The sequence below is a fragment of the Burkholderiales bacterium genome, from assembly GCA_023511995.1.
Lineage (GTDB): Bacteria > Pseudomonadota > Gammaproteobacteria > Burkholderiales > Thiobacteraceae > Thiobacter.
The window spans coordinates 23,660-35,043 of record JAIMAL010000025.1; the positions used below are offsets into that span (position 1 = coordinate 23,660).

Genomic DNA, 11,384 nt, shown 5'->3' on the forward strand with positions numbered 1-11,384 from the left:
CTTGAAATGGGCGGGATCGTCCCCATTGGGAAACAAACCCCAGTGGAGGACCTATGCCCGATCAGAACAGCCAACCCACCGAAACCCCTGTTTCCGAGACGCAAGCCGGGCAAGCCGCGGCAACGGAAAGCAGCCAGGCGGGCCACCCTGCGCCCGAAGTCATGCCGAGCCTGGAGGAGCTTTTGCGTGAGGCGGAGCGCAAGGCGCAGGAGCATTACGACGCCTGGATGTATGCCAAGGCGGAGACGGAAAACGTCCGCCGGCGCAGCGCGGAGGAAATCGAAAAGGCGCGCAAGTTCGCCATCGAAGCCTTCGCCCGGGAGCTTTTGCCGGTCAAGGACGCCCTGGAAATGGCCCTGTCCGTGGACAATGCCACGGTGGAAAACCTGCGCCAGGGGGTGGAGCTCACCCTGAAGCAGCTTGCCGGCGTGTTCGAAAAATTCCATATTCGTGAAATCGCGCCCGCGGGCGAGAAATTCGACCCCAATCTCCACCAGGCCATTGCCACGGTGGAATCTGAGGCCGAGCCCAACACGGTGGCGCAGGTGATGCAGAAGGGGTATCAGCTCCACGAAAGACTGCTGCGCCCGGCCCTGGTCTCGGTGGCCAAGGCGAAATCGTCTTGAAACCCCGCCCCGGGCCCCCACTTTAGGCGGTAACGGCAATTTCCAGAATTTTTGGCACAAGGAAAAACATCATGGGAAAAATCATCGGCATCGACCTCGGTACCACCAACTCCTGCATGGCCATCATGGAGGGCGGCAAGCCCAAGGTCATCGAAAATGCGGAAGGCGCGCGCACCACGCCGTCCATCGTGGCCTTCACGGAGGACGGTGAAATCCTGGTGGGGGCGCCCGCCAAACGGCAGGCGGTGACCAACCCGCAGAACACGATCTTCGCCGTCAAACGCCTCATCGGCCGCCGCTACGACGAGGAGGTGGTGCAGAAGGACATCAAACTGGTGCCCTACAAGATCGTCCGCGCCGACAATGGCGACGCCTGGGTGGAAGTCCGCGGCAAAAAGATGGCGCCGCCGGAAATTTCCGCTCATGTTTTGCGCAAGCTGAAGCGTGACGCGGAAGCCTACCTGGGTGAGGAAGTGACGGAGGCGGTGATCACCGTACCCGCCTACTTCAACGACTCCCAGCGGCAGGCGACCAAGGACGCCGGGCGCATCGCCGGCCTCGAGGTCAAGCGCATCATCAACGAGCCCACCGCGGCGGCCCTTGCCTTCGGCCTGGACAAGAAGGAAGGCGACCGCAAGATCGCCGTCTATGACCTGGGCGGGGGCACTTTCGACATTTCCATCATCGAAATCGCGGAAGTCGAGGGCGAACACCAGTTCGAGGTGCTGTCCACCAACGGCGACACCTTCCTCGGCGGCGAGGACTTCGACCAGCGCCTGATCGACTATCTGGCGGACGAGTTCAAGAAGGAGCAGGGCATCGACCTGCGCAAGGATCTGCTTGCGCTGCAGCGTCTGAAGGAAGCGGCGGAAAAGGCGAAAATCGAGCTCTCCTCGGCGCAACAGACGGAGATCAACCTGCCCTACATCACCGCCGATGCCACGGGGCCGAAACACCTGAACATGAAGATCACCCGGGCCAAGTTCGAAAGCCTGGTGGAAGACCTCATCGAGCGCACCATGGAGCCGTGCCGGATCGCCATCCAGGATGCAGGCATCAAGGTTTCCGACATTGACGATGTCATCCTGGTGGGCGGCCAGACGCGCATGCCCAAGGTGCAGGAGAAGGTGCGCGAGTTCTTCGGCAAGGAACCCCGCCGGGATGTCAACCCGGACGAGGCGGTGGCCATTGGTGCCGCGATCCAGGCCGGTGTGCTGCAGGGCGAGGTGAAGGACGTGCTGCTTCTGGACGTCACCCCGTTGTCCCTGGGTATCGAAACGCTGGGTGGGGTGATGACTAAGCTCATCCCGAAGAACACCACCATCCCCACCAAAGCAACCCAGGTGTTCTCGACGGCGGAAGACAACCAGACCGCGGTGACCATTCACGTTCTGCAGGGCGAACGGGAGATGGCCGCCGGCAACAAGAGCCTGGGCCAGTTCAACCTGGAGGGCATCCCGCCCGCGCCGCGCGGCGTGCCGCAGATCGAGGTCACCTTCGACATCGACGCCAACGGCATCCTGCACGTCTCCGCCCGGGACAAGGCCACCGGCAAGGAGAACAAGATCACCATCAAGGCCAACTCGGGCCTCACCGAGGAAGAAATCCAGCGCATGCTGAAAGATGCCGAGGCACATGCCGCCGAGGACCACAAGCAACGCGAACTGGTCGAGGCGCGCAACCAGTGCGACCAGCTCATCCACTCGGTGAGGAAGACGCTTGCCGAGCAGGGCGATAAAATCGGCGCCGATGAAAAGGCCCGCATCGAAGCGGCGATCCGCGAGGCCGAGGAAGCGATCAAGGGCAACGACAAAGCCGCCATCGAGGCGAAAATGAATGCCCTGGCCCAGGCCTCGCACAAGCTGGCGGAGCAGATGTATGGCCAGCAGGCGGCCGCCGCGGGCGGCGCGCAGAAGTCCTCCGGCGCCAAGGCGGACGAGGACGTGGTGGATGCCGAGTTTGAGGAAGTGAAAGACAACAGGAAATAAACCCGGCATCCGGGGCAAATGCACGACGGGCGGCCTGGCCGCCCGTTGTCATGTTCCCCCCCTCGCGCCGCCCCGCCCTGGCCTTTGCTTTCTCCATCACACGGGCAGAAGATGAAACGCGACTACTACGAAGTGCTGGGCGTCAGCCGCCACGCCTCGGAAGAGGAAATCAAGAAGGCCTATCGCAAGCTGGCGATGAAATATCACCCGGACCGCAATCCGGGCGACAAGGCGGCCGAGGAGAAATTCAAGGAAGTCAAGGAAGCCTACGAGACCCTGAGCGACCCCAACAAACGCGCCGCCTATGACCAGTACGGTCATGCCGGGCTCGAGGGCGGCCTGGGCGGTGGCGGCTTCCAGCACGGTTTCGGCAGTTTCGCCGACGCCTTTTCCGACATTTTCGGTGACCTCTTCGGCGGCAGCCGACGCAGCAGCGTCTATCGGGGCGCCGACCTGCGCTACAACCTGGAAATCACCTTGGAGGAAGCGGCGCGGGGCACGGAGACGCGCATCCGCATTCCCACCATGGACACCTGCGGCACCTGCGGCGGCAGCGGCGCCAAGCCGGGCACCCAGCCCGTCACCTGCGCCATGTGCGGCGGCCATGGCCAGGTGCGCATGCAGCAGGGTTTCTTCTCCATCCAGCAGACCTGTCCCAGCTGCCACGGCAGCGGCAAGACCATCGCCCACCCCTGCCCCGAGTGCAGCGGCGCCGGCCGCGTCAAACGCTACAAGACCCTGGTGGTGAAAATCCCCGCCGGCGTGGACGAAGGCGATCGCATCCGCCTGTCAGGGGAAGGAGAGGCGGGCATCAACGGCGGCCCCCCCGGCGATCTCTATGTCGTCATCCACCTCAAGGAACATCCCGTCTTCCGGCGGGAGGGCGATGACCTGCACTGCGAAATGCCCATCAGCTTCACCACCGCCGCTCTGGGCGGGGAGATCGAGATTCCCACCCTCGATGGTCATGCCCGCATCAGGATCCCCGAGGAAACCCAAACCGGACGCGTCTTCCGCCTGCGCGGCAAGGGCATCCGTGGCGTGAAAAGCCAGGAACCCGGCGATCTCTACTGCCACGTCGTGGTGGAAACGCCCGTGAATCTCAGCCCACGGCAGAAGGAATTGCTGCGGGAGCTGGAAGCCCTCGGCCGGGAACAGGAAAACAACCCCCGCGCCAAGAGCTGGATGGACAAGGTGAAGGCCTTCTTCGGCCAGTGAGTTGCCGGCGCGTCAGAAATTGGGCTTGGGGCTCGCGCGCTGGTAACGCTCGATGCCGGACATGATCTCCGCGCGCGCCGCCTCGGGGCCCACCCATCCCTCCACCTTCACCCATTTGTTGGGCTCCAGGTCCTTGTAATGCTCGAAGAAATGGCTGATCTGGGCGAGCAGCAGGGGCGGAAAATCCTCCGGGGTGCGGATGTCGCGGTATAGGCCGCACAACTCGTCCACCGGCACGGCGATGAGTTTGACGTCGATGCCGGATTCATCGGTCATTTTGAGCATGCCCACCGGACGGCAGCGCACCACCACACCGGTGATGAGCGGAACCGGCGTCACCACCAGCACGTCCACCGGGTCCCCGTCTTCCGACAGCGTATGGGGGATATAGCCGTAGTTGCAGGGGTAATGCATGGCCGTGGACATGAAGCGGTCCACGAACATGGCCCCGGTCTCCTTGTCCACCTCGTATTTGATGGGCTCCCCGTGCTGGGGGATTTCGATGATGACGTTGATGTCGTTGGGCACGTCCCGCCCGGAAGTCACTTTGTCCAGATTCATCCTTGATTGCTCCAGTCATGTACAGGGGCGGCAGCCGGCCGGTGGCGCTCACCGTGGCGCCCGGGGGCCTAGGGGCCGTTCACACCTCGCCGCGCACCGCGTCGGCCCAGTTGTTGGGCGTTTCGTAGACGCGCACGCGCGCGAGCCGCAGCCGGTTGCCAAACACATCGACATAGGCCGCATCGAGCACGCGAAAGGCGAGCGCCGCCAGGTTTTCCGCCGTAGGCACGCAGTCCAGTACCACCGTCTTGTGTCCCGGCAGACGCTCCAGGAACTCCCGCACCACGGTATCGCCCCGGTAGACGAGGAACGCGTGATCCCAGGCGTTGACGATCTTTTCCAGGGCGATTGTCTTCACATCCGCGAAATCCATCACCATGCCCTGCTCGGAAATGCCCTCGGTGGTGATCACCTCCCCGGACAGGGTGATTTCCATGGCGTAGCGGTGGCCATGCAGATGACGGCACTGGCTCCTGTGGTAGGGAATCCGGTGGCCTGCATCGAACTCGATTCTGCGCGTGATGGTAATGGGCATGGCAAGACCCGCGAAGCCGCCGAAGGAAAGCGGGCCATTATAGCCGCCCGGGCAAGACCGCCGCAAACGGGTAGAATGACGCCATGACGCGACTGGCTGCCCCTTTGAGCCCCACCGACCACCGGCGCGACATCGCCGGCATGACCTATGTCTACCCCGTGGTCTCGCGGCGCAGCGGGGGCGTGTCGGTGGGCATCAACCTGAACCCCAACAATGCCTGCAACTGGCGCTGCATTTACTGCCAGGTGCCCAATCTCAGCCGGGGCAGCGCGCCCCCCACCGACCTTCGCCTCCTCGAAGCGGAACTGCGCAGCCTGCTGACCGAAATCGTCCACGGCCGCTTTCTTGAGGACCACGCCCCACCCGGTGCCAAGCTTACCGACATCGCCCTCTCCGGCAATGGTGAGCCCACCAGCGCCCGCGATTTCGAGGCGGTGATTGGCCTTGTCGGCCGGCTGCTGGAAGAATTCGCGCTCATGGGCAGCATCAAGCTCGTCCTCATCACCAATGGCAGTCTCATCCACCGGCCGGGTGTAGAGCGGGGTTTGGCGCACATGGCGCGGCTATCCGGCGAGGTGTGGTTCAAGCTGGATTCCGCCACCCGCGAGGGGATGCGGACCATCAACGGGACGCGTCAGACACCGGAACGAGTGTGGGAAAACCTCGTGCGCGCAGCCGGCCTGTGCCCCACCTGGGTGCAGACCTGCGTGTTTGCCATGGATGGAAAGCCGCCGGAGGCCAGCGAGCAGGAAGCCTATCTCGCCTTCCTGCGCCGCGCAGTGGAGGCGGACATCGGTCTCCAGGGCGTGCTGCTCTACGGGCTTGCCCGCCCCTCGCAGCAGCCGGAGGCAGTTCGCCTTTCCCCCCTGCCGGCGGCGTGGCTGGAAGCGTATGCAGAGAAAATCCGGCGCCTCGGGCTCACCGTGAAAGTGAGCCCGTAAGCGGAGCCCCCCCTCAGGACGCCTTGGCGTCCTTGTCGGTCTTCTCTTTCCGGCCCGCCTTGGCCGCCTTGCGCAGGCTCTTGTAGAGATCGGGGTGGGCCTCCTTGAGGTAATCGATGATCTCCACATCCTCCCGCTTGATGCGGCTGATATCGATCTGCTCCACGTGCACCAGCCGCAGCAGTTCCCGCACGGGCTTGGGCATTTTGCGCCCACTTTCGTAACGGGAGCCACCACTCTGGGTGACGCCGATCTTGGTCCAGAAATCCTGCTGGTTCATGCCCAGCTTGCGGCGGATTTCGCGGGGGTTGAGTACTTTATCCAACATTTTCATCTCACGCGCCTTGGTTTGGTCGAAGTCGGTTGATTGTGTTTTTTGGCAACCTTGCAAGGAAAATGCCAGGTTTCGCTCCGAAATCGGCATTTTAGCAAGACGCCCGGAACGCGCCAATGCCCGGGCGCAGGCCCATGCCCACGCCGGATGGCTGAACCCTCGGGGCTGTCATGGCTCCGACGGTTCTGTCCATTCCTTCGACATAATCCGGCGCGTTTGGTTTCGTCCGCCCTTTTCCGGTAAAATTTTCGCTTTTTGCGGGACTGCCCATGGCACTCATCGTACAAAAATACGGCGGCACTTCCGTCGGCAGCGTCGAGCGCATCAAAAACGTCGCCCAGCGCATTGCGCGTTTCCGCGCCCAGGGGCATCAGGTGGTGGCCGTGGTCTCGGCGATGAGCGGGGAAACCAACCGCCTCATCGCCCTGGCCAAGCAAATCCAGCCCAACCCCGACCCGCGGGAGCTGGATGTCCTCGTCTCCACCGGCGAACAGGTCACCATCGCCCTGTTGTCCATGGCGCTCATGGAGATGGGACTCAAGGCGAGGAGCTACACCGGCGCCCAGGTGCGCATCCTCACCGACAGCGCCTTCACCAAGGCGCGCATCCTCAAAATCGACGAGGAAAAGATCCGCGCCGATCTCGACAGCGGCCATGTGGTGGTGGTCGCCGGTTTCCAGGGCGTGGACGAACAGGGCAACATCACCACCCTCGGGCGCGGCGGTTCCGATACCACGGGGGTGGCGCTTGCCGCCGCCCTCAAGGCCGACGAATGCCAGATTTACACCGATGTGGACGGCGTGTACACCACCGACCCGCGCATCGTGCCGGAGGCACGCAAGCTCGACACCATCACCTTCGAGGAAATGCTGGAGCTGGCCAGCCTCGGCTCCAAGGTGTTGCAAATCCGCTCAGTGGAATTCGCCGGCAAGTACAAAGTCAAGTTGCGCGTGTTGTCCAGCTTCGAGGAGGAAGGGGAAGGCACGCTCATCACCTTCGAGGAACAAGCCATGGAAAAACCCATCATCTCCGGCATCGCCTTCAACCGCGACGAAGCCAAGCTCACCGTGCTCGGCGTACCGGATCGTCCCGGCATTGCCGCCCACATCCTCGGCCCCATCGCCGATGCCAACATCGACGTGGACATGATCGTGCAGAACGTGGGTCACGACGGCACCACCGATTTCTCCTTCACCGTCCACCGCAACGACTTCAAAAAGGCCATGGACGTCCTGCAAACGGTGAAGAACGAAATCGGCGCGCGCGAAATCCTCGGCGACGACCGCATCGCCAAGGTCTCCCTGGTGGGAGTGGGCATGCGCAACCACGCGGGCATTGCCGGCAAGATGTTCAAGACCCTGGCCAACGAGAACATCAACATCCAGATGATCTCCACTTCCGAAATCAAGATCTCCGTGGTGGTCGAGGACAAATACATGGAACTTGCCGTGCGCGCCCTGCATCAGGCCTTCGAGCTGGACAAGGCGCCGTAAACTCCGCGCGGCCCGCGCCCCGCCCGGAAAGACGACCCCATCGGGCGCAGATGCGGCGCAAACATTGCGGTGATGATTTGACCACCAGCAGCGCCTCGGGTATTCTGGCGCCCTTTTTTGGAGACGTGGCCGAGAGGTCGAAGGCACTCCCCTGCTAAGGGAGCATACGGGCTTTAAACCCGTATCGAGGGTTCGAATCCCTCCGTCTCCGCCACCCCAAAAACCCGCAATAAATCAATGCGTTGCGGGGTTTTTTATGCCCGCATGTCGCCGCCGGCGAACCGGACGGCGAAACCCCGCCGGGCGTTTTTTGTCCCCGCAGTGTCCTCAAATTGTCCCCAAAGTATCTGCACAATATTTGTCTCAATCGTCCCGAATTTGTCCCCTCCACGCTGGACCGGCTCCGATTTGTCTGGACACTTCGCTGACGCCGTAGTCGTGGCGATCAATGGTGATGCTTCCACCGTGCACTACCGGTACGCCCTGGGGTCGGCCATGCGGCGAGGGTAGGACGTTCTCGCGCATCAGGCGCAACACGCGGCTGCGTCCAACGCGGATGTCGCGCCCAGACCTTGCGGTGTCCCTCACCGGTAAAGAATGAAGCCGCCAGATCGGCCCGGATGGCGGCCAGCGGATCGGCATCCGACACCTTTGGCTTTGGGCCGCGTCGCGCCCGCTGGAGCGGCACGACGTTTGCCGCTTGCCGTTGCTCCTGGGCGTAGATCGTCGCGCGGGGGAGTTCAAGCACCCGGCAGACCCGTTGCGGGCCATAGGGCTTGCCGGCGCTTGGGGAGGTCGTCTTGCTCATCTCGACGACCTCCTGCCGGCCAAAGGGCCTCTGGCCTGCCTTTCTTTGCGCAGAAGAATCTCAACCTCCATGACCCATTCGCCAATGCGGCGGTTGGCCTCGTCCAGTTGCTTCTCGAGGGGATCATTCTCCCGCTCCTTGAGCCCAGCTTCGATGCCCGCGAGCGCCCGGTCGCGCCAGCGTTCGAGCTTGTATATCGGCACCGACACTTCGCGCGAGATGGCATCGACCGGTTCGCCGCGCAACAGGCGCAGCACTACTTCCTTCTTCCGCCCCGCCGACCAGCGCTTCACCTCGGCGGCCGCGCTGGGCGCTCTTCCAGTCGCGCTACGCGCTCCTTCCGCCAAGCCCGGCGCAACCCCACCCATCTTCGATTCATTCAGCATTCCAAGCTCCTTTCTCTTGACACGGTTTTACCCCAAATCCGTGTCCAGAAAAATCGGGGGCAGCGCAGGATTAAGACCTACAATATCGAGATCAACCCACGGGTCAAGTTCCAACCGATGACCTGATGAAGAAGGGATTAAGACGCTGCCGTTTCGGCAAATTCCCTTGCACGGGCGGGTTCCAACCAACGACCTGATGAAAAAGGGATTAAGACTTCGCTTCTTGCGGCGTTACATGAATCTGGCCCGGCTGTCCATCCTTCTGGATGAGCGCAATCCCGATGAGAGAGTCATGAAAGCCGAGATTGCGAGGGGAACGGGGGATTTCAGGCGTTGTCCCTGTTGACGGACGTGCCGCCGGACTTGGCATGGGTGGCGGCCCGGATCAAGGCCCTGGCGGAAAGGGGAAACCGTGTCGTGAGCCCGTTGATACCGGAGTGATCTGCAAACAAAATAGGCGCCATGTCCCTCCAGTGCTACGCCCAGCGTCTCCTCAACCCTTACCGGGGGACCATGCACACCATCCGCTACGAGGCAGCGGAGGCGGTCACCCTCGATGGGGTGCACTGGGACATCTACGTGGCCAACGACAGCCTGCTGGAAGGGATCGAGTCCAACCATTTCACCCAGATCACCGATATCCGCTTCGGTGCCTGGTCGGCCGAGCGGGGTTTGCGGCGCGGCCCCATCTATCCCTCGGACGATTTTCTGCGCATGGAGGCGATGGGCGCGGTGGTCTATCAGCACCTGCTCAAGGTGCACCGCGAGGTGCCCTTTCCCTTCCGTGATCATTACGAGTTCTGGCTGCTCAACGAGGCAGGCGAGCCCCTCGCATTGCTGCACAGCGTGGTCGAGGCCCGGGAGATGGACATGGAGATCGCCCTGGAGTGGCGGCCGGGGTTTCTCGCCCGGGAGCGTTTCATCAGTGAGGCGGCGCCGGTCGGGGAAAATGCCGCCGAGCATCTGGCCCGTTGCATCAATGGCCGGGCGGGAAGGTGGCCGGCGGGACAATGGTTCCGACGGGAGGAGGACGGTTCTGGAACGGGGCTCACCCACACGGAAAACACGCCGGGGATGAGGGGCCGCCGGCTGCCGCCGGAGGCTTTTCCGCCACTGCTCCTGAATTTGGAGGGGATGGCGCCCGGAGAGCGCCGACTGGCCATGGATTTCCACGCCTGGCAGGCACCCTGGCTGCTGGCCCTGCCCGGCCTTAAGCCAGCCGTGCGCGCCGAGCTGGAGGCGCATGCGCGAAAGCAGGCGCTGTGGGTGGAAAAGCTCTTCCGCCTCTACCCGGAAACGGTGGACCGCAAGCTGATCAACGCGGCGCTGGTGGAGGCGATGCTGTGCAAAAGCGAGCTAGAACCCACGGCGCGGGAGATGCCCCTTTCCACCTTCTACATCGAGCTCAGCCAGACACCGGACTGGGAGCGGGGCCGCTGACATCCCAGCGCTCCCCGGCTGGAAAACCGCAATCCCTCCGCCAGGAATCCCCCTCCCGGCTTCCCGCTGAAGAGGGCTTTTGCGGCGTTTTTTCAGTCACCCCAGACGCGCAGTCCGGGACGCAGGGCGCGGTAGTTGCGCATCATGACGATGGCCTTGCGCACCGTCGGCTCATCGATCTGCCCCACTGCAAGCCCCACCGAAGCCCGCCACACCCCCTGCTCCTGCCCGGCAATCCGCATGGCGCCCCGGGGCCGCTCAGGCGGGCGGGGTAGCGGCCCCTCTTCCTCCTCGAAAGCGGCCAGGGTGGCAAGCCGCATCCGCCACAGGACGCGCTGGCCCTGAAACGGCCCGGCGAAGCACACCTCCACCGCCGCCGCCGGCAGCGGCCCCAGGACGAGGTAATCCGGCCCCCCGGCGGCAAGCCGTGCGTCGAGGTCGGCAAGGGAGGCGATGACCGATTCAGGGCCCATGGCGCAGTCCTGGCAGGGGGACTTCCCGCGGGTTTCGCCCTTTTTGTCACGGGATGGGTGCGGCAAGTGTCGCTTACCGCCATTTTCCGCGGGCGCGCCACACTTCCCCGCCCCTCAAGGGGACGGGGCGGGAGCCGGTGGGGACGCCTTGGGGAAAATCAGACGCAGCCGGTGGGCTTGGGCAGGCCACCGTATTTGGTGATGGGCTTCATGGGGCCGGTCATCCAGATTTTGAACAGCTCCTGCTGATCCCGGCCGATGTACTTGGCAAACTTGCGGATCGGCGGCACCGAGCCGAATTCCTCGTAGTACTGGCGGGCCTTCATGATCTGGTCCCACTGGTCATCGCTCAGGGTCACCCCGTCCGCTTCCGCCATGGCCCGGCCGATTTCCGGCGTCCACTCGTTCATGTCAACCAGATAGCCATCGCCATCGCGCTTGGGCAATTCCATGTTCACCTCTCCACTCTCAACGAAAAACATCCGCGGTTGCCCGAAATATTCGAGGTGGATTCAATCTCGAAGTGCAACGCGGCTGTATGATTGCATAAATACCTGATGAGGTGTTTTCCAGTTCAGGCG

Annotated in this window: 13 protein-coding genes and 1 tRNA gene; 7 read left to right on the forward strand and 7 right to left on the reverse strand. The window is 63.2% G+C overall.

The annotated features are described in order from the left end of the window. Positions 1-53 precede the first annotated feature (53 nt). The 3 genes from grpE (at position 54) to dnaJ (ending at position 3,832) form a co-directional block, all read left to right on the forward strand. A complete protein-coding gene (gene grpE, locus K6T56_11330; protein MCL6556937.1) occupies positions 54-626 on the forward strand; it encodes a nucleotide exchange factor GrpE in 573 nt (190 codons plus the stop codon). A gap of 71 nt (positions 627-697) precedes the next feature. Continuing rightward, positions 698-2,614, forward strand: coding sequence for a molecular chaperone DnaK (dnaK, locus tag K6T56_11335; protein ID MCL6556938.1), 1,917 nt, complete (start codon positions 698-700; stop codon positions 2,612-2,614). A gap of 111 nt (positions 2,615-2,725) precedes the next feature. Continuing rightward, entirely contained in the window at positions 2,726-3,832 is a 1,107-nt protein-coding gene (dnaJ, locus tag K6T56_11340) for a molecular chaperone DnaJ (GenBank protein ID MCL6556939.1), read from the forward strand. A gap of 12 nt (positions 3,833-3,844) precedes the next feature. On the opposite strand, the gene ppa is transcribed toward dnaJ, so the two are convergent. Beyond that, the gene (ppa, locus tag K6T56_11345; protein ID MCL6556940.1) at positions 3,845-4,393 is read right to left on the reverse strand and encodes an inorganic diphosphatase; all 549 of its coding nucleotides are present in this window, start codon (positions 4,391-4,393) and stop codon (positions 3,845-3,847) included. Between the two features lie 79 nt (positions 4,394-4,472). Further along, a complete protein-coding gene (gene queD / locus K6T56_11350) occupies positions 4,473-4,928 on the reverse strand; it encodes a 6-carboxytetrahydropterin synthase QueD (GenBank protein ID MCL6556941.1) in 456 nt (151 codons plus the stop codon). An 83-nt stretch (positions 4,929-5,011) separates the two neighbouring features. On the opposite strand from queD, the gene K6T56_11355 reads away from it, so the two are divergent. Then, positions 5,012-5,869 carry a radical SAM protein gene (locus tag K6T56_11355; GenBank protein MCL6556942.1) on the forward strand — a complete coding sequence of 286 codons (858 nt, stop codon included), beginning with the start codon at positions 5,012-5,014 and terminating at the stop codon, positions 5,867-5,869. A 13-nt stretch (positions 5,870-5,882) separates the two neighbouring features. Here K6T56_11355 and K6T56_11360 read toward each other — a convergent pair whose 3' ends face one another. Next, the gene (locus K6T56_11360) at positions 5,883-6,197 is read right to left on the reverse strand and encodes a hypothetical protein (GenBank protein MCL6556943.1); all 315 of its coding nucleotides are present in this window, start codon (positions 6,195-6,197) and stop codon (positions 5,883-5,885) included. Positions 6,198-6,472: 275 nt separating this feature from the next. On the opposite strand from K6T56_11360, the gene K6T56_11365 reads away from it, so the two are divergent. Together K6T56_11365 and K6T56_11370 are read left to right on the forward strand one after the other, a co-directional pair. Then, a complete protein-coding gene (locus K6T56_11365; protein MCL6556944.1) occupies positions 6,473-7,696 on the forward strand; it encodes an aspartate kinase in 1,224 nt (407 codons plus the stop codon). Between the two features lie 119 nt (positions 7,697-7,815). After that, positions 7,816-7,910, forward strand: a tRNA-Ser gene (locus tag K6T56_11370). A 231-nt stretch (positions 7,911-8,141) separates the two neighbouring features. Here the strand turns inward: K6T56_11370 and K6T56_11375 are convergent. Next, the gene (locus tag K6T56_11375) at positions 8,142-8,504 is read right to left on the reverse strand and encodes a hypothetical protein (GenBank protein ID MCL6556945.1); all 363 of its coding nucleotides are present in this window, start codon (positions 8,502-8,504) and stop codon (positions 8,142-8,144) included. Next, positions 8,501-8,890 (reverse strand): hypothetical protein, encoded by a 390-nt coding sequence (locus K6T56_11380; GenBank protein MCL6556946.1) that lies wholly within the window; start codon positions 8,888-8,890, stop codon positions 8,501-8,503. The genes K6T56_11375 and K6T56_11380 overlap by 4 nt, the downstream gene beginning before the upstream one ends. Positions 8,891-9,352: 462 nt before the next feature. Here K6T56_11380 and K6T56_11385 point away from each other — a divergent pair, with 462 nt between their 5' ends. Then, positions 9,353-10,330 (forward strand): hypothetical protein, encoded by a 978-nt coding sequence (locus K6T56_11385; GenBank protein ID MCL6556947.1) that lies wholly within the window; start codon positions 9,353-9,355, stop codon positions 10,328-10,330. Positions 10,331-10,422: 92 nt separating this feature from the next. On the opposite strand, the gene K6T56_11390 is transcribed toward K6T56_11385, so the two are convergent. Then, positions 10,423-10,803 (reverse strand): hypothetical protein, encoded by a 381-nt coding sequence (locus K6T56_11390; GenBank protein MCL6556948.1) that lies wholly within the window; start codon positions 10,801-10,803, stop codon positions 10,423-10,425. Between the two features lie 158 nt (positions 10,804-10,961). Then, complete coding sequence (locus tag K6T56_11395) at positions 10,962-11,255, reverse strand: TusE/DsrC/DsvC family sulfur relay protein (protein ID MCL6556949.1); 294 nt, start codon at positions 11,253-11,255, stop codon at positions 10,962-10,964. Positions 11,256-11,384 lie beyond the last annotated feature (129 nt).

Excerpts from the sequence above, each read along its gene's own strand:
- K6T56_11360 (MCL6556943.1), bottom strand. The coding sequence starts at position 6,197 with ATGTTGGATAAAGTACTCAACCCCCGCGAAATCCGCCGCAAGCTGGGC.
- K6T56_11375 (MCL6556945.1), bottom strand. The coding sequence starts at position 8,504 with ATGAGCAAGACGACCTCCCCAAGCGCCGGCAAGCCCTATGGCCCGCAA.
- dnaJ (MCL6556939.1), top strand. The coding sequence starts at position 2,726 with ATGAAACGCGACTACTACGAAGTGCTGGGCGTCAGCCGCCACGCCTCG.
- ppa (MCL6556940.1), bottom strand. The coding sequence starts at position 4,393 with ATGAATCTGGACAAAGTGACTTCCGGGCGGGACGTGCCCAACGACATC.
- K6T56_11380 (MCL6556946.1), bottom strand. The coding sequence starts at position 8,890 with ATGCTGAATGAATCGAAGATGGGTGGGGTTGCGCCGGGCTTGGCGGAA.
- K6T56_11385 (MCL6556947.1), top strand. The coding sequence starts at position 9,353 with ATGTCCCTCCAGTGCTACGCCCAGCGTCTCCTCAACCCTTACCGGGGG.
- K6T56_11355 (MCL6556942.1), top strand. The coding sequence starts at position 5,012 with ATGACGCGACTGGCTGCCCCTTTGAGCCCCACCGACCACCGGCGCGAC.
- K6T56_11365 (MCL6556944.1), top strand. The coding sequence starts at position 6,473 with ATGGCACTCATCGTACAAAAATACGGCGGCACTTCCGTCGGCAGCGTC.
- queD (MCL6556941.1), bottom strand. The coding sequence starts at position 4,928 with ATGCCCATTACCATCACGCGCAGAATCGAGTTCGATGCAGGCCACCGG.
- K6T56_11390 (MCL6556948.1), bottom strand. The coding sequence starts at position 10,803 with ATGGGCCCTGAATCGGTCATCGCCTCCCTTGCCGACCTCGACGCACGG.
- grpE (MCL6556937.1), top strand. The coding sequence starts at position 54 with ATGCCCGATCAGAACAGCCAACCCACCGAAACCCCTGTTTCCGAGACG.
- K6T56_11395 (MCL6556949.1), bottom strand. The coding sequence starts at position 11,255 with ATGGAATTGCCCAAGCGCGATGGCGATGGCTATCTGGTTGACATGAAC.
- dnaK (MCL6556938.1), top strand. The coding sequence starts at position 698 with ATGGGAAAAATCATCGGCATCGACCTCGGTACCACCAACTCCTGCATG.